The 16,175-nt window shown below is 70.9% G+C and carries 14 protein-coding genes; 6 read left to right on the top strand and 8 right to left on the bottom strand.

Annotated elements, in window-relative coordinates; genetic code table 11:
* Position 1 precedes the first annotated feature (1 nt).
* Both ruvA and FHR04_RS14515 read right to left on the bottom strand, forming a co-directional pair.
* A complete protein-coding gene (gene ruvA, locus FHR04_RS14520; protein WP_139404046.1) occupies positions 2–598 on the bottom strand; it encodes a Holliday junction branch migration protein RuvA in 597 nt (198 codons plus the stop codon).
* Positions 599–746: 148 nt separating this feature from the next.
* The gene (locus FHR04_RS14515) at positions 747–1,421 is read right to left on the bottom strand and encodes a TetR/AcrR family transcriptional regulator (RefSeq protein WP_039682227.1); all 675 of its coding nucleotides are present in this window, start codon (positions 1,419–1,421) and stop codon (positions 747–749) included.
* 265 nt (positions 1,422–1,686) lie between these two features.
* On the opposite strand from FHR04_RS14515, the gene hpf reads away from it, so the two are divergent.
* The 3 genes from hpf to FHR04_RS14500 all read left to right on the top strand — a co-directional run bounded on the left by hpf (position 1,687) and on the right by FHR04_RS14500 (position 3,831).
* Entirely contained in the window at positions 1,687–2,253 is a 567-nt protein-coding gene (gene hpf / locus FHR04_RS14510) for a ribosome hibernation-promoting factor, HPF/YfiA family (protein ID WP_139404081.1), read from the top strand.
* A 101-nt stretch (positions 2,254–2,354) separates the two neighbouring features.
* Complete coding sequence (locus FHR04_RS14505) at positions 2,355–3,443, top strand: butyrate kinase (RefSeq protein ID WP_139404045.1); 1,089 nt, start codon at positions 2,355–2,357, stop codon at positions 3,441–3,443.
* Positions 3,444–3,456: 13 nt separating this feature from the next.
* Entirely contained in the window at positions 3,457–3,831 is a 375-nt protein-coding gene (locus FHR04_RS14500; protein WP_039682229.1) for a hypothetical protein, read from the top strand.
* A gap of 13 nt (positions 3,832–3,844) precedes the next feature.
* Here FHR04_RS14500 and FHR04_RS14495 read toward each other — a convergent pair whose 3' ends face one another.
* Positions 3,845–4,453: a GNAT family N-acetyltransferase gene (locus FHR04_RS14495; protein ID WP_139404044.1), complete on the bottom strand. Its 609-nt coding sequence runs from the start codon at positions 4,451–4,453 to the stop codon at positions 3,845–3,847.
* 83 nt (positions 4,454–4,536) lie between these two features.
* Here FHR04_RS14495 and map point away from each other — a divergent pair, with 83 nt between their 5' ends.
* Entirely contained in the window at positions 4,537–5,280 is a 744-nt protein-coding gene (gene map, locus FHR04_RS14490) for a type I methionyl aminopeptidase (RefSeq protein ID WP_139404043.1), read from the top strand.
* Positions 5,281–5,302: 22 nt separating this feature from the next.
* On the opposite strand, the gene FHR04_RS14485 is transcribed toward map, so the two are convergent.
* Entirely contained in the window at positions 5,303–7,516 is a 2,214-nt protein-coding gene (locus FHR04_RS14485) for an MMPL family transporter (RefSeq protein WP_139404042.1), read from the bottom strand.
* Positions 7,517–7,638: 122 nt separating this feature from the next.
* Between FHR04_RS14485 and recQ the strand changes: the two genes are divergently transcribed.
* Positions 7,639–9,864 carry a DNA helicase RecQ gene (gene recQ / locus FHR04_RS14480; RefSeq protein ID WP_139404041.1) on the top strand — a complete coding sequence of 742 codons (2,226 nt, stop codon included), beginning with the start codon at positions 7,639–7,641 and terminating at the stop codon, positions 9,862–9,864.
* A gap of 20 nt (positions 9,865–9,884) precedes the next feature.
* Here the strand turns inward: recQ and FHR04_RS14475 are convergent, their stop codons facing one another.
* The 4 genes from FHR04_RS14475 to FHR04_RS14460 form a co-directional block, all read right to left on the bottom strand.
* Positions 9,885–10,286 (bottom strand): DUF1622 domain-containing protein, encoded by a 402-nt coding sequence (locus FHR04_RS14475; RefSeq protein ID WP_039682239.1) that lies wholly within the window; start codon positions 10,284–10,286, stop codon positions 9,885–9,887.
* A 17-nt stretch (positions 10,287–10,303) separates the two neighbouring features.
* Positions 10,304–11,098: a Cof-type HAD-IIB family hydrolase gene (locus tag FHR04_RS14470; RefSeq protein WP_139404040.1), complete on the bottom strand. Its 795-nt coding sequence runs from the start codon at positions 11,096–11,098 to the stop codon at positions 10,304–10,306.
* 216 nt (positions 11,099–11,314) lie between these two features.
* Positions 11,315–12,226, bottom strand: coding sequence for a PhzF family phenazine biosynthesis isomerase (locus FHR04_RS14465; protein WP_139404039.1), 912 nt, complete (start codon positions 12,224–12,226; stop codon positions 11,315–11,317).
* 165 nt (positions 12,227–12,391) lie between these two features.
* Positions 12,392–13,093, bottom strand: coding sequence for a hypothetical protein (locus FHR04_RS14460; protein ID WP_039682242.1), 702 nt, complete (start codon positions 13,091–13,093; stop codon positions 12,392–12,394).
* A 163-nt stretch (positions 13,094–13,256) separates the two neighbouring features.
* Between FHR04_RS14460 and FHR04_RS14455 the strand changes: the two genes are divergently transcribed.
* Entirely contained in the window at positions 13,257–16,163 is a 2,907-nt protein-coding gene (locus tag FHR04_RS14455) for an AAA family ATPase (RefSeq protein WP_249039143.1), read from the top strand.
* Positions 16,164–16,175 lie beyond the last annotated feature (12 nt).

Here is a 16,175-nt window from a genome sequence, read left to right as displayed (position 1 = left end):
CTCACCGCAGCCGCCCCAGCCCCTTGCGAATCAGCGCGTCGGCGCTCAGCTCCGGCTCGGCGGACAGCAACTCGGCCACCACGGCCCGCACTCCAGCCTCGCGGAAACCCAGGGCCAGCAGCGCGTCCACCGCGTCGCGGCCCGCCGTCGTCGCCACTTTCGCCGCCTTGGCGCCGCCCACCGAGGGCGCGGCCAGATGTTCAGGCACCTTGCCCTGCAATTCCAGCACCAGCCGTTCGGCGGTCTTCTTGCCCACGCCGGAGACGCTGGACAGCAGCTTGGCGTCACCGCCGAGCAGGCCCTGGGCCAGCGCCGACACTGGCATGGCCGACAGCAGGGCCAGCCCCAGTTTCGGCCCCACGCCGCTGACGCCAGTCAACAGATCGAACAGCCGTACGCTGTCGGTGTCGGCAAAGCCGAACAGCAACTGGGCGTCCTCGCGCACGATGAAACGGGTGTTCAGTTCGGCGGGCTGCCCCGCCACCAGCTTCGCCAGCGTGCCTGCCGGACACTGGACCTCGTACCCCACGCCGCCCGCCACCACCACGGCGCTGTTCTCGCGCACCTCGCGCACCACGCCGGACAGGTAAGCAATCACGCCGCTGATTGTAGTGGCCTGTGGCCCGGAAGGCTGTGGGGGCGGACAGCATTTGGCGCCGACGCTCCTCAGGAGGCGGCGTGGGCCGCCGCCAGGCACGTGCCAGCAACTGAACCTGTGGCCAGACCCTGAGACAGCGGGATGTGGCTCAGTCCCGCCGGCCTTCCACGGCTGCGCCGGGGGCCAGCGCGCCGGACATCAGCAGGCTGAAGCGGTCCTGCCAGTCGCGCAGCACCTCGCGCTGATCGCGGTGGCCGCCGTGCAGCAGGGCCAGCAGACAGGCGTCTACCAGCAGGGCGCTCAGGCCGGCGACGTTGACCTCCGGGCGCAGGCGGCCCTGGGCCTGCATGGCGAGCAGCACCGGTTCCACCAGTGCCCCCAGCGTCAGCGCCGTCTTGAGGCCGTCGGCGGGGGCCAGGCGGGCCGGGAAGGACAGGGGAGACTTTGCCGGGGGTTCGGTGCCCCCCAGCGGCGCCGCCCCCAGCACCGCCTGCCCCACCGCGCCGACCAGATGGCGGTAGCGCACGCCCAGATCGGCCATGCGGGCCATCACCTTGTCCCAGACCTGCTGCGGGTTGGCCCCGGCGTGCAGGCGTTCCAGGGCGTCGTCGCGGCTGGCCTGCACCGCCTTGTCGAAGTGGGCCAGCAGCATGTGGATCTTGCTGGGAAAGTAGCGGTACAGGTTGGTGCGGCTCACAAAGGCCGCGCGGGCGATGTCCTGGGCGCTGGTGGCCTCCAGGCCGCTGCGGGCGAACAACTCGAACGCGGCGCGCGCGATGCGGTCCCGCCGCGCCTCATCCTGTTCGTGCCGATCCACCTTCATGGCCGCTCCACCGTCATGGCGTCATGATACCGCCCCCAGGGCGCCTCAAATGGTCTGGCAGAGCGCCGTGTTGCAGGTCAGTCCTTCACCGTGCGGGGGCAGGCACGGTGCCCCCGGCCGTGCCCCCGGCCGCCCCTTACCATACCCCCAGCGTGGGTGTAGGCGCCATGAAGACTTCGCCCGACAACGCCGGGCGGTGCGGGCTACAGTGAGGAGGACCGGAAGGCCCTTTTCTACCCTTCCGGGCAAAGGATGGGTGAAAGCCGTGCATATCTACAAACTGTCGGGCCGAAACGTCGACGTCACAGACGCCATGCGCGATTACGTCGAGGAGAAACTCACGCGACTGGACCGTTACAACGATTCCATCACAGACGCGCGGGTGACGCTGACAGTGCGAGATGTAAGGGATTCGACACGCCGCAACCGCGTGGAAGTGCAGCTCAACGTGCCCAACGGGATTATCCGCGCCGAGGAACACCACGCCGACATGTACGCCGCCATCGACAAGGCCAGCGACGTGCTGGAACGGCAACTGCGCAAATTCAAGACCCGCTACATGAAAGCCCGCCATGAGGCCGTGCCGATGCCCGAGCCTGGCCCTGCCGAGGCCGCCGTGGACGCGGGACTCGACGACGTGAGCGAATTCGAACCCGAGATCGTGCGCCAGAAGCGTTTTGACCTGCGCCCCATGAGTGCCGAGGACGCGGTGGTCCAGATGGAGGCGCTGGGCCATGATTTCTACGTGTTTGCCAACATGGCCTCGGGTCAGACGGGCGTGGTGTACCGCCGCAAGGACGGGCATTACGGCCTGATCGAACCGAGCGTCTGAGCCGCTGAAGGCTGGGGATGAGGTTCGGGCCGCAGCCTGGGCCTCATCTCTTTCTCAGAAGCGGGACACCCGGTGCCCCCCCTCTGCTACTCTGCGGCGTCGTGATCGCCTACGTGATCAATCCAGGAACCAGCGGGATCAAGCTCGCCTGCGCCAGCATTGAGCCGAGTCTGAATTCGGCGTTGCCGGGGCAGTTGGAGCTGTCGCTGACCCGCGCCGAGCTCATGCTGGAGGCGCCGCCCAGTGCGGCGGACCTGCCGCGCCTGACGACTCAACTTCGGGAACTGACGGCCGACTGGCCCACCCCGGACGCCATCGTCGGGCGCGGCGGCCTGATCGGACGGGTGGCCGCCGGGACCTACCGGGTGACGCCGGAGATGGCCGAATTTGCCGTGCAGGGCGAAGGGGCACACTATCCGCCCAATCTGGGCGGCCCGCTGGCGCTGGCGCTGGCCGGGGAATACGGTGTGCCCGCCTTCGTGGTGGATCCCCAGAGCGTGGACGAACTGCTGCCCGAGGCGCGCGAGACCGGGGTAAAGGGTCTGCGCCGCCACGCCCAGTTCCACGCCCTGAACGTGCGCGTGGTGGCCCGGCGTGCCGCCCATGACGTGGGCAAGCGCTTGCAGGACGCCCGCGTCGTGGTGGCGCACCTGGGAGCCACCACCAGCATCACGGCTTTCGAGAAGGGCCGCGCGGTGGACACCACTGGAACTGGCCCTGACGGCGGCCCGCTGGGCGCAGTGCAAAGCGGCCCGCTGCCCGCCCGCATGCTGCTGCGGCTGGCCCGCGAGGAGGGTGAGGCGGCGGCGCTGCACCAGCTGTCCGGTGCGGGCGGTTTCCTGTCGTTGGCGGGCAGTGCCAACCTCAAGGACCTGGAAGCGCGGATGGTCAGCGATCCTGCCGTGCAGGCCGCCGCCGCCGCCTTCGTGCATCAGGTGTGCAAGGGCCTGGGCGAGCAGACCGGCGCGCTGACGGGCCGCCCCGACGCGCTGGTCATCACCGGCGGGATTGCCCGCTGGGACGAACTGGTCGACCGCATTGAGCGCCGGGTGGCCTGGATCGCCCCGGTGCTGGTCATTCCCGGCGAACTGGAACTCGAAGCCCTGGCCGAGGGTGCGGGCCGGGTGCTGCTGGGCCTGGACGCCGCCCGTGAATGGCGGCATCCCCAGGCTGCGGCCCCGGAACTCTGAGGACGCCACCGTAATGCCTCGCCGCCGTCCCGTTCGTTCCGCCGCCGAGCCGATCCGGGCCACCAGCATGTGGCGCGTGGATCAGGTGTTTCTGGCCCGCAAGGGCATGCGGGTGGAGGTCACGTCCTCGCTGGTCAACGATCACGGCGGCCTGCGCAACCTGAGCGTCACCGCGCCCACCGACGATCCGCTGGAAGCGGTGCGCCACGCCGCGCGCTTTATCGCCGGGAAGGGCAACGTCAGCGGCGCGCGTCAGGCCCGCGTGCGCTGGACCCGCGAGCAGGCCACCACCGAGCAGGACGCTTTGATTCGCGACCGCCTGCTGGAAGACGAATTCCTGGACGAGTTCGAGGAAACGCTGGCGGCAGTGCGCGATCAGCAGCGCTGACAGAGCCGCAACACTACAGCTTCAGCCCCAGCGTCAGCGAGCCGCCCGGCCACCGTTCCAGTTCCTGAAAGCCCAGGTGACGGTAGAAGCCGATGGCGCGCGTGTTCCCGCCGCCCACGCCCAGATGCACGCCGGGAGACCCCGCCTCCCGTAGCGCTGCGAACAGCCGTTCCAGCATGCGCCGCCCGTTCCCGCCGCCCTGACCGCGCGGCAGCAGATCGATGTGCAGGTGCGAGGGATAGGGTTCCACGATCTCTTGCGAGGCCGTAGGCGGGTGGTGAATCAGGTGAGTCAATCGCTCGTCCGGGGTGCGCTCGGCCTGGGGGATGTCGGTGGGGTCGGCGTACTGGGCGCGCAGGGCCGGCCACCACTCCCGCTCCAGCGTCGCCTCGAACTCCCGCGAGTCGGGCGCGCCGATCACGTAGCCGCAGACGCCCTCTTCGTCCTCCAGCACGAAGGCAAAGTCGGGCGCGTACGCCAGATACGGCCCGGCATAGATGTGGCCCACCAGCAGCCCATCACGGTAGAGGGTCGTGGCGTCGGCCCCGCTGTCCGCCGTCTCCAGGCAGATGCGGTACAGCGTGTCGCGGTCACTGGGCCGGGCAGGGCGAATGGTGAACATGGGGCCATTCAAGCAGATCCGGCCAGGGGAGACAGCCGCCCGGTGGGACGGGTGCGGTGGGTTCCGGTGGTCTACACTGGTCCATGACCATCACCACCAAGGCTGAATTGCAGGGCATGAAACGCGCGGGTTTCGTGGTGGCCGAGACGCTCCGCACCCTGAAAGACGCCATCCGGCCCGGCGTCACGCCCGCCGAACTCGACGCGCTGGCCGGGCAGGTGTTCCGGCAACACGGGGCCACCTCCGCGCCGCGCATGACCTACAACGCGCCCGTCAACGTGTTTGTCAGCGTCAACAACGACATCGTCCACGGCCTGCCGACGCGCCGTCCGCTGGCCGCCGGGGACGTGGTCAGTCTAGACGTCACGCCGTTCGTGGATGGCTTCATTGCCGACGCCGCCGTGACGGTGGCGGTGCCCCCGGCGTCGCCCGCCGCCCTGCAGCTGATCGAATGCACCGAGGCGGCGCTGGGGGTGGCCCTGGCCCCCGCGAAGGTGGGTCAGCCCGTCCACGCCATCGGGCGGGCGGTGGAGACGGAGGTCCGGCGCCGGGGCTTCACCGTCTTGCGGGAACTGTTCGGCCACGGCGTGGGCCGCGCCATCCACGAAGAACCCAACGTGCCCAACTACTTCCGCCCGGTGGACCGCAAGAAGCTGCACGAGGGGCTGGTCATCGCCGTGGAGCCGATGGTCTCGGCGGGCCGCTCGCACCGGGTCAGGACGCGGCGCGACGGGTGGACCCTCAGCACCACCGACGGCGGGCTGGCCGCGCATTTTGAACACACCATCATGATCACCGGGAGCCAGCCGCTGATTCTGACGGCCTGAGCAGCACTCAATTCTCCAAGCGTCAGTGTTCGAGTCGGATGTGCGGTAATCGTCTGTCCAGCCACTCCGGCAGCCACCAGTTCCACTTGCCGGCCAGTTTCAGGAAGGCGGGCACCAGCACCAGGCGCACCAGTGTGGCGTCCAGGGCCACCGCCACGGCCAGCCCCAGGCCGATGCTCTTGGTGGCGACCACCCGCCCGAACATGAAGGCCACAAAGACAATGAACATGATCACGGCGGCGCTGGTGATGATGCGCGCGGTGTGGCCCACCGCCAGCACCACGGCCTCGTCGTTGTTCCTGCCGCGCAGCACTTCCTCCTGCACGCGCGAGAGCAGGAAGATCTCGTAGTCCATGCTCAGGCCGAACATCACGGCGAACAGCAGCACCGGCAGCGAGGCGTCCAGCACGCCCACATCGGCGGGAATGCCCAGCGGCGCGGCCAGAAAGCCCTCCTGCACGATCAGCGTGACCACCCCCACCGCCGCGCCCACGGTCAGGGCATTCATCACGATGCTTTTCAGGGGAATTAAAAGGCTGCGGAAGGCCACCATCAGCAGCAGGAAGGTGCCGGTAAACACCACCGCGATCACCCCCGGCAGCGTGCCGATGATGGCGCGGCTGAACTCCTCGCCGCCCACAGGTGCGCCGCCCAGCAGGTAGACGTAACCGCTGGCATTCAGTGCCGCGCGCACCCGGCCCTCAAACGCGGCGATGTCCTGGGCGCGCAACGTATCGTCCGGCACCACCGTCACGCGCAGCAACTCGCGGTCCGCGCTGAACGAGCGGCGGGTCAGCAGGCTCAGCGCCTCCAGTCCCCCGGTGCCCGCCCCGGCCAGATCGGCGGGGGTCAGGAAGGGGCTGATCACGGCCTTCACGTCCGGCAGGGCGCGCAGATCGTTCACCACGGCCTGGAATCTGTCCCGGTCTGCCGGAGTGTACCGCTCGCCTTTCAGGTCCAGAATCACCTCAAACTGGCTCAGGAGGCCGCCCGCGCCCAATTCCCGCACGTCGCTCAGGGCGTCGCGGCTGGGCACGCCGGGCACCAGCCCCCATGCCCCCGCGTAGCCGGTCTTCAGTCCCAGCGCAGGCACGGCCAGCGCCAGCAGGAAGACGGTGGACAGCACCACGCCCAGCACGGGCCGAGCGGTCACCCGCCGCGCAAACGCGGTCCACGCCGCTGACGCCGCGCCGCTCTGCGCCCAGGTGACTTTCAGCAGGCGCGGGCTGTTGACCCGTTCGCCCAATAGCGCCAGCAACGCAGGCAGCGCGGTCAGGCTGGCCAGCACCGTCAGAATCACGGCCAGCACCCCGCCGATGCCGATGCTGCGGACAAAGGCCACCGGCGGCAGGATCAGGCCCGCCATCGCGATGCCCACGGTCATGCCGCTGAAGGCTACGCTGCGGCCCGCGGTCATCACGGTGCGGGCGGCGGCGGCCCTGGAATCCGGCTCACGCCCCAACTCCTCGCGGAAACGGTTGACCATCAGCAGGGCGTAGTCGATGCCCGCGCCCAGGCCCAGCATGGTGATCACGCTCTGAGCGAAGGTGCTGACCGGCATCAGAAAGGTCAGGCCGTACAGGGCGGCCATCGCCACGGAGATGCTCAGCAGGCCCACCGCCAGCGGCAACCCTGTCGCCACCAGCGCCCCGAAGACCAGCAGCAGCAGCCCGCCGATCAGCGGCAGCGCCGTGAACTCGCTGCGCTTGGTGTCGGACTCGGCAAACTCGGTGAAGTCGTCGGCAATCGCCTGCCCGCCGGTCACGCGGATGCTCAGGTTCTCGCCTTGCACGCCGCGCACGTACTGCCGCACGTTGGCCAGCGCCTCGGTGCCCCCCTCCTGTAAGGGAATCTGCGCCACGGTCAGGGCCAGCACGCCGTCCTGCGCCTGCGTGGGCACCGGGCCGCCGGTGGTGGCCGGCACGACGCGCGAGACGCCCGCCACGGTTTCCAGACCCTCCACAAACGCGCCGTAAATCTGCCGACCCTCCGGCGTGTTCAGCGGCGGGGTGCTGCGGGTGACCAGAATGGCGGTGTTGGTGTCGCGCTCGCCGAAGCGCTCTCGCAACAGGGCGCTGACGGTGTTGGCCTCCGAGTGGGTCAGGCCTCCCGCCGGATCGGCGTTTAATGCTGCCGGGGCGCGGGCGGCCAGCGGCAGGCTCAGCGCGGCGGCAACAATCCACACCGCCAGCACCGCCCAGGGGTGTCGGGACGCGAGGCGGGCCAGGAAATGCACGCCCTGGACTGTAGAGCATTGGGCGAAGTGGAACCTCTGCCATTCGTCCTGTGCGGCGGCCTATTCCGAGGTGTGGCGGCGTTTCATTACGCCCCACACAGAACGCGCTATCCTGGCGGGCGATGCCTGCTGTTCAGACTCCCGCCGACACCGACGCCCGCGCCCTGGAAACCTTGAGCCGGGTGTGGGGTTACGCGGCGTTCCGGGACGTGCAGGCCGACATCGTGCGGACGGTGGTGGAAGGGCAGAACGCGCTGGTGCTGATGCCCACCGGCGGCGGCAAGAGCCTGTGCTATCAGGTGCCCAGCCTGCTGCGCCCCGGCACCGGCATCGTGGTCTCGCCCCTGATTGCGCTGATGAAAGATCAGGTGGACGCGCTGCGGCAATTCGGGGTGCGGGCCGCGTTCCTGAACTCCAGCCTGGATCTCCAGAGTGTGCGGGAAGTGGAGGCGGCGCTGCTGGCTGGGGAACTCGACATGCTGTACGTGGCCCCGGAACGGCTTCTCCTCCCGCGTACCTTGGATCTCCTGGAACGCGCCCCGGTGGCCCTGTTCGCCATCGACGAGGCGCACTGCGTCTCGCAGTGGGGTCACGATTTCCGGCCCGAATACGGGCAACTGGGCGTGCTGCCCCGGCGTTTTCCCGACATTCCGCGCGTGGCCCTGACCGCCACCGCCGATGACCGCACGCGCGCCGACATCCTGCGGGTGCTGGAGTTGCGCGGCGCGGCGCAGTTCATCTCCAGTTTTGACCGCCCAAATATCCAGTACCGGGTGGCGAACAAGGAAGGCCCCAAGACCCAGCTGCTGGACTTCATCCACGCCGAACACCGGGGCGACGCGGGCATCGTGTACTGCCTGTCGCGCAAGTCGGTGGAGGGGACCGCGCAGTGGCTGGCGACTCAGGGCATCGACGCCGTGCCGTACCACGCGGGCCTGTCGCCGCGCGAGCGCAGCCACGCGCAGGAACGCTTTCTGAACGACGAGGGCGTGGTGGTGGTGGCGACGGTGGCCTTCGGCATGGGCATCGACAAGCCCAACGTGCGTTTCGTGGCCCACCTGGATCTGCCCAAGAGCATGGAGGGCTACTACCAGGAAACGGGCCGCGCCGGGCGCGACGGCCTGCCCAGCACCGCGTGGATGGTCTACGGGCTGGCCGACGTGGTGAACGTGAAGCGCATGCTCTCGCAGAGCGACGCCCCCGAAGACGTCAAGCGCGTGGAGGCCGCCAAACTGGACGCCCTGCTGACCTACTGCGAGGCCGCCACCTGCCGCCGCAACCTGCTGCTGGCCTACTTTGGCGAGGAGAGGAGCGAACCCTGCGGCAACTGCGACATCTGTCTGAACCCGCCGCGCGTGCGCGACGCCACCCGCGAGGCGCAGATGGCCCTGTCGGCGGCCATCCGCACCGGCAACCGCTTCGGCGCGGCCCACCTGACCGACGTGCTGCTGGGCCAGCCCACCGAGAAAGTCGTGGGCATGGGTCACCACCTGCTGCCCACCTTTGGCGTCGGCAAGGGTCACGACGAGAAGATGTGGCGCGGCCTCATTCGCCAGCTGGTCAGCCTGGGCCACCTGTCGGCGGGCGAGCACCACGGTCTGAGCGCCACCGGCAAGTCCCGCGCCCTGCTGAAGGGCGAGACCACGCTGATGCTGCGCGAGGACAGCCTGCTGCCCCGCGAGCGGGTGAAGAAGCGTGACCGGGACGCTTCCCGCTCTGGCCGCGCCCCGGTGGATTCACACGACGCCCCGCTGTTCGAGGCGCTGCGGGCGTGGCGACTCCAGCTCGCGCGGGAAAGGGCGGTGCCGCCCTACGCCATCTTCAGCGACGCCACCCTCAAGGCCATCTGCGAGCTGCGCCCCGGCAGCGCGGCCACCCTGGGAACAGTGAGCGGCGTGGGCCAGCGCAAACTGGCCGAGTACGGCGAGGACGTGCTGAACATCGTGCGTGAACATTCGGGCAGCGAACGGGCGCGCCCCACCCTGCCCGCCGAACGTGGGGCCAGGGAAAACAGCGCGGTGCTGGGGCTGTTGCGCGGCAGGGAAGAACGAACTCCAGTCCAGCCCGCTCCATCTCTCTTTTCAGCCCCAACGCCGGCAAAGGACACTCCCCCGGCCACCGCCAACCCCGAAGTGGCCGAAGCGTTGCGCGAACTGCGCCGCGAGTTGACCCGCGAAACCGGCCACAGCGCCTTCGTGATCTTTCCGAATGCCACGCTGGACGCCCTGGCCGCCGCCTCTCCGCGCAGTCTGGCTGAGCTGGAGGGACTGCCCGGCATGGGGCCGAAGCGCATTGAAAATTACGGCGAACGCATTGTGGACGCGGTGCGGACCGTGCTGGGGGCCTGAGGGGGCCGTCGCTGCCCGGCCTACGCCTGACCCTCCACAGGGCCGCTGCCCGCTTTCAGCTTGCCCTTCTCACGGTTGTTCGCGTCGATCTCCCGCTCCAGAAAATAGTTCAGCGCGGTGCGGATCAGGGCGATGGCCCCCAGCTTGCCGATGTCCTCCCAGGTGGGGGCGATGGCGGTCAGCAGGATGTCGGCGGCCAGCAGGAATTCCAGCGCAATGGCGAGCCAGCGGCCCAGTTGCAGGCGCAGGTTCTGCTTGGCCTCGTCGTTGGCCCCAGCGTCGCGCGGCAGGAACAGGGCGCGCAGCGAACGCCACAGCGCCTGCACGATGGCGGCGGCGATAACCAGCGCCGCCGCGAACTCGGCCAGCGAGGCGATGGCCCGCGCGCCCAGTTGCACGGTCTGTTCGGCGGTCTCCAGCACCTGACAACTCTAGGCGCTTACAGCGTCAGCGCCAACCCCACCGCCTCGCGCAGGCCGCCATCGTCCACGTGGCCCACCGTGTAGCGCGCGGCGGCCAGGGCAGGCGGATCGGCGTTGCCCATCGCCACCGGGTGGCCCACCACGCGCATGGCGCTGACGTCGTTCTCGCCGTCGCCCACCATCATCACCCGCGTCATGTCCAGGCCGTATTCCGCCGCGATCCGCCGCACCGCGCTGCCCTTGCTGATGCCCGCGCGGGTCATGCTGATGAACATGGTGTCGGGCATGGCCGGGCTGCCCGCCGGATGGAGATCCAGGCCCGGATGCGGCTCGGCCGTGACCGCCGCCTCCTGCTCGCGCGGCACCACCCACTGCGCCCGCACCCGCGTGCCCACCAGCGAGTCGGGGGTGCGCGGATCGTACGGCACGCCCAGCAGCGCGGCGTGGCGCTCGGCCAGCATGCCCGGCTTGGTCACGCCGAATTCGGTGTCGGTGTAGACCTCCAGCAGGCGGTTCTCGGCGTGCGCGCGGGCGGTCAGCAGGGGCAGCACGCCCTCGGGCAGCGCCTCGGACAGGCTGTCTCCTGTATCCACCCGCACCACGCTGGCCCCGTTCTGAAAGACGTGCCAGCCGTCCGCGTCCAGCCGCCGCGCGTACTCCAGCGCATTGCCAATGGCGGGCCGCCCGCTGCACAGCGCAATACGCACGCCGCGCGCCCGCGCGTCCGCCAGTGCCGCCCACACGTCGTCCCGCACGGTGTTGTCCGTGCCGATTAAAGTTCCGTCCACATCCACACAAATCAGTCCCAGCATGGGCGGCAGTCTAGGGGCTGGGCAGCTGGGCGGGACGGGGGAGGATAGATCGCAGGCCCCATCCAATGGCGCTGGATGCTCATACGGACTCCGATTGAAAGGTGTTGAAAACACCTGGAGATCCGAGCAGAGCGAGCAAGAGAAAAACGGGTTCCGGACGTGGAGTGTAGAAACCGGCGCTGTCCCGATTTCTACACGAAACAAACGGAATCCGTATCAGTCCCCCGGCGCCCCGCGCTTCCACAGCCCCTCGCGCTCCAGCACCGCGCAGCCGCCGACATGGACGGCCACCACCGCGTCGCCGCGCATTTCCACCTCCACCTCCACCTCGCCGGGGGTGCCCAGCGCGTGGCCCTGGTAGATCACGCCGCAGGCCCGCCCGGCGCGCACCGGCAGGCGGCCCCCGTGGGCCAGCAGGGCCATCAGCGCCCCGCCCGCGCTGCCGGTCACCGGGTCTTCCGGAATGCCCAGCGCCGGGGCAAAATCGCGCGCCGCGAACCGGTTGACGCCCATCGGGGCGTAGGCGTAGACGCTGCCCACGTCCAGCGCCTCGCTGAGCATGACGATGCGTTCCAGATCCGGGTCCAGGGCGTCCAGGATCAGTGGGTCCAGCAGCGGCACGAAAGCGCTCCACAGGCCCGTGCTGGCGGCGGCCATCGGCAGGCCGCGGTGAATCATGCGGGCGTCGATGCCCAGCGCCTCGGCCAGTTCGGCGCGCAGAGAGGTGGGTAGGGGGCGGGTCTCGTGGCGCTGATGCTGCATCCAGACCTGCTGCGGCACCCCCGCCTCGCTGATCAGACGCAGGGGGACCCGGCCCGCCAGGGTTTCAAGTTCCAGCGCCCCGCCTCGCCAGTGGCCCGATTGCGCCAGCATCAGCCCCAGCGCCAGCGTGGCGTGGCCGCAGAACTCCACCTCCTGGGTGGGCGTGAAGTAGCGCACCCGCACGGCGGAGCGGCCCGTATGGTTGACCGACAGGCGGGTCACGAACACGGTTTCGGGCGCCCCCAGAAAGGCGGCCAGTTCGCGCATCTCGGCCTCGCTCAGCCCGGCGGCGTCCAGCACCACGCCCGCGCGGTTGCCCTGGCCCGGCGTGCGCGTGAAGGCGCTGACCTCGCTGTAGGCGATCATGGGGCCAATTTAGCGCGCCGCGCCGGGCAGGGCGAGGGACAGGCGTCAGCGGGGATTGGGGGGTGAAAGGCCGGAGCACGGTGCGGCGTTGCTGTCACCCACCGAACAGGGCGAGGCCGGCCTGGGGACGCTGGTCCCGCGGCCGGCCTCGCCCGTCCTGCCTCCTTACTTCAGGCTGGCCAGGGTCTTCCGGGCGGCCTCCAGATCGCGCTTCTGCCAGAAGGTCTCGGCGGGCAGGGCAATGGCCTTCTGCAGTTCGGCGGCGGCCTCGGCCTTGCGCTTCTGGAGAATCAGGGCGTTGGCGTACTCGATGTGATGGACGGCCACGTTGGGCTCCAGCGCAAAGGCCTTCTCGAAGTTGGGGGCGATCTGGTTCTTGTCCGCTCCGGTGGCGCGGCGGGCGATAAAGCCCTTCTCGTCCAGGTTGGCGTGCCACAGCCCCAGCGCGACGTAAGCTCCGGCCAGCTTGGGGTCAAGCTTGATGGCCTGATCCAGATTCTTCTTCATGTCCCCGGCCAGTCCCAGGCTCTGCAGGATGCCCGAGAACTGCGCCAGACGGCCCTGGGCGCGGGCCAGTTCGAAGTAGGCGTCGGCGTTGTTCTTGTCCTTGGCAATGGCACTCTTGGCGTAGTCCTGGGCCTTCTGGAACAGCGCTTTTTTCTGGGCGTCGGCAACCAGTCCGGCCCCGGCGGTGGTGGCCTCGGCGGCCAGGGCCAGGCCCGCGCTGGTGTTCAGGGCGGCGGCGGCCAGCGCCGCTTCCTGCCACTTGCCCGAGTCGTAAAGGGCCTGGGCCGCCGCCTGGCTCTGGGCGGAGGCGGTGGTCACGAGGGCGGCGGTCAGGGCGGCGATCAGCATGGGGGTACGCATAGGGATTCTCCAGGGGGGGGCCAGACAACTGGCCGAAAAGGGATGGATTTGAAGGCTACGCCGAGTATACACAGCCCGGTGCCGGGTTGCTGATGGACCCGTCAGGTACGCTGGCCCGGCCTTTTTCTGCACCGGGTCTATTTCGCCCGCCGGGGATGCTACCGTGGGAGCCATCGTGGACTACAGGGCGGTGCTGGCCGAGCTGCGCGCCCACCTGCCGCCGGAGCCGGGCGGAGGTGCGGGGGCGCGGCGCGGCAGCCTGCGCTGGCTGGAGGGCGAGATGCGGGCGCGCGGGGCCGGCGGCGCAGCGGTGCGGAACATCATCTACCGCGACATCGGCACGGCGGCGGACCGCGACACCCTGCGGGCTATCCTGGCCGAACTGGCCGCCGGGGTGGGCCGCCCGCTGCCCGAAACGTCCGCCGTTCCGTCGCCCACGCCGCTGCCGGCCGAACTGGAACTGCTGGGCCGCAGCAAGAAGCGGGCCTACCGGCAGTTCCTGGCTGGCGTGCGGGCGGGCCGCGCCCCCCGGCTGGTTGTGACCGGCCGGGCCGGGGCGGGCAAGACCGTGCTGCTTGACAGCCTGGACGCGGCCCTGCGCGGCGCTGGCGTGCCCGTCAGGCGGCTGTTTCTGTCCGGCGACGTGTCGGGGCTGCTGGGGCTGGCGGCGTCCGGCAGCGCCTACGCGCAACTGGCGGCGGCGCAGGCGGAGGCCGTGCGCCGTCAGTTTCCGGCGGCTGGCGCGCTGCTGGTCCGCGTGACCGACGACCTGAATTTCGCGGGCCAGCCGCCGCGCCGCACCGACGGTTCGGTGGCCTCCGCCGCGCGCTGGGCCGCCGAACACCTGCTGAGCGCCGCGCCGCCGGGGCTGGCCGTGCTGCTGGCACTGGAAAAGGCCGACGCCGACGATCTCGGCCCGCACCCTCCCGAGACCATCGCGCTGCACCCGCCCACCCCCGCCGAGGCGCGCGGCTACCTGATGGCCCGGCTGGGCGTGCCCCGCGCTGAAGCCGAGGAGCTGGTGGCCGAGACCGGACGCCATCTGGACCGCCTGAGCCTGCTGGTGCGCCTGCGGGGAGGGGAGGCCGGGCCGCACATGCCGGCCCTGCTGGCGGACCCTGACCTCCAGCGGCTGATCGGGGCGACGGCGGCGCTGGCGGCCAGCACGCCGCATCTGCCCTCCGCAGCGTGGGCACCGGAACTGCTGCGGGCCGCTCTGGGCACGGAACTCCGGCAACTGCCCCCGCACGCCCGCGCCCTGCTGGCCGGCTCGGACGCGCTGGGCTGGACCCCCACGCCCGCCCTGCGTGCCGCCTGGACCGGAGTGGCGGCGGCCGAGCGGACGCGGGCGCTGGCCAGGCTGGCCAACCTGACCTCGGGGGAGTGTCGCCCCATCCGGCTGGCCGCGCTGGCCGCGCTGGAGGACTGGCCTGCGCTGGCGGCCCAGGTGCGGACGTCGCCCGACGACGCGCGCTGGTTGCCGCCGCTGTGGCCGGCCATCCGTGACGGGGCGGCGGGCGAGACCCGCGACGATCTGGCGGGGGCGGTGGTGCGGCACTCGGCGGGTCGGGGCGACTACCACGACGCGGGCCTGCGTGACGCGCTGTTCACGCTGTTCGGGGCCGCGCGCCCCCCGGTACGGGCCTGGGCACGCGTCAAGCTGGCCGAGAGCAGTCTGGAAGCCGGGAACATGACGGCGGCGGCCGAACAGCTGGCCCACCCGGAGGTGGCCGCCGTGCTCTCGGCCGCCTCACCGGCGCGCGAGCCGTGGGCGGTGGCGGCCTGTGCCGACGCGCTGCTGGTGCAGGCCGCCCTGGCCCGCTGGGCGGGCGACTTGGAGGCCGCCACGCGCGCCGTCTCCGACCCGCGCACGGCGGTGGGCGGCCCCCGCGCCGGGCTGTGGCGCGGGTTGATCGCCAAGGATGCCGGGCGCTGGGACGAGGCGCTGGCCGCCCTGGCTGCCGTGCCGGCCTCCAGCCCGCTGCTCTCGGCCCGCGCCCGCTATCAGGAGGGCGACTTGCGGCTGCGCCTGGGTCAGCCGGCCGCCGCGCTCTCGGCGCTGCGCGACGCCACCACCCGGCTGGAAGCGGCCGGTGCGGGCGAGGAGGAACGCGCCCGCGTGCTGGCCCGCAGCGCCACCGCCCTGCGCCGCCTGGGCCGCCCTCAAGAGGCGCAGGCCGTCCTGGGCCATGCGCTGGCGCTGCTGCCCCCCGATCCACGCCGCCACGCCGATCACGTGCCCCGCGCCCGCCTGCTCTCGGAGGGCCTGCCGGTGCTGCTGGCGCTGGGCCGCCCGGACGACGCGCTGGCGGTCTCGGCCCGGACACTGACCCTGCTGGAAGGCCGCAGCGCCCGCCCCGCCGAGGTGCGCTACCGCCAGCGCCGCACCCGCTACCGGGTGGCCCTGGCCTACCTGACGCGCGGGCTGGGCGGCGCGTACCTGCAGCCCTTGCTGGGTCCGGTGCGTGACCATCCCGACCTGCGGCAGGCCCGCACGCTGCTGGACGACCTGATCGCCCAGCCCGTGACGGGCAGCGACCGCGACGCCATCCTGCTGTTCGACATGCTCCTGAGCCGCGCCCTGGCGGACCCCGATCCGGCGGCGGCGCTGGCGTCGGTGGACCGCGCCGTGGCCCTGGCCGCCCACCCCTACGAGGGGGGCCAGGCCCGCGCCATGCGCGCCGAGGTGCTGCTGCGCTCTGCCCGCCCCGCCGACGCCCTGGCCGAGCTGAACCGCGCCCACGCCCTGCTGCGCCGCGTTCAGCCGGGGCTGGGTGACGCGCCCGATCCCGGGTTGCAGGCGCAACTGCTGACCCTGGAAGCGGCCTCCACCCTCAGTGACGGCGTGCCGACGATTCAGTGGCTGCGCGCGGCGCTATCGCACCCGGCGCTGGCCCCCTTCCGTGCGGGCGTGTGGCGGGCGCTGGGGCGGGCTCTAGAGGACAGTGGTGAGGCCTGGGCGCTGCTGCGCGGCCTGCACGGTCCCCAAGCTGACGCCTTGGCCCACCTGCGCCCCGGCGACGCCCTGTGGCTGCTGGAGCTGGGGGAGACAGGCAACGAACTGCCGTGACCGTGAGATTGA

The organism is Deinococcus radiopugnans ATCC 19172 (assembly GCF_006335125.1).
GTDB classification, from domain to species: Bacteria; Deinococcota; Deinococci; order Deinococcales; family Deinococcaceae; genus Deinococcus; species Deinococcus radiopugnans.
This window is presented reverse-complemented; position numbering and strand designations above follow the sequence as displayed.

Excerpts from the sequence above, each read along its gene's own strand:
- FHR04_RS14515 (WP_039682227.1), bottom strand. The coding sequence starts at position 1,421 with ATGAAGGTGGATCGGCACGAACAGGATGAGGCGCGGCGGGACCGCATC.
- FHR04_RS14500 (WP_039682229.1), top strand. The coding sequence starts at position 3,457 with ATGCCTCGCCGCCGTCCCGTTCGTTCCGCCGCCGAGCCGATCCGGGCC.
- FHR04_RS14495 (WP_139404044.1), bottom strand. The coding sequence starts at position 4,453 with ATGTTCACCATTCGCCCTGCCCGGCCCAGTGACCGCGACACGCTGTAC.
- map (WP_139404043.1), top strand. The coding sequence starts at position 4,537 with ATGACCATCACCACCAAGGCTGAATTGCAGGGCATGAAACGCGCGGGT.
- recQ (WP_139404041.1), top strand. The coding sequence starts at position 7,639 with ATGCCTGCTGTTCAGACTCCCGCCGACACCGACGCCCGCGCCCTGGAA.
- FHR04_RS14470 (WP_139404040.1), bottom strand. The coding sequence starts at position 11,098 with ATGCTGGGACTGATTTGTGTGGATGTGGACGGAACTTTAATCGGCACG.
- FHR04_RS14465 (WP_139404039.1), bottom strand. The coding sequence starts at position 12,226 with ATGATCGCCTACAGCGAGGTCAGCGCCTTCACGCGCACGCCGGGCCAG.
- FHR04_RS14460 (WP_039682242.1), bottom strand. The coding sequence starts at position 13,093 with ATGCGTACCCCCATGCTGATCGCCGCCCTGACCGCCGCCCTCGTGACC.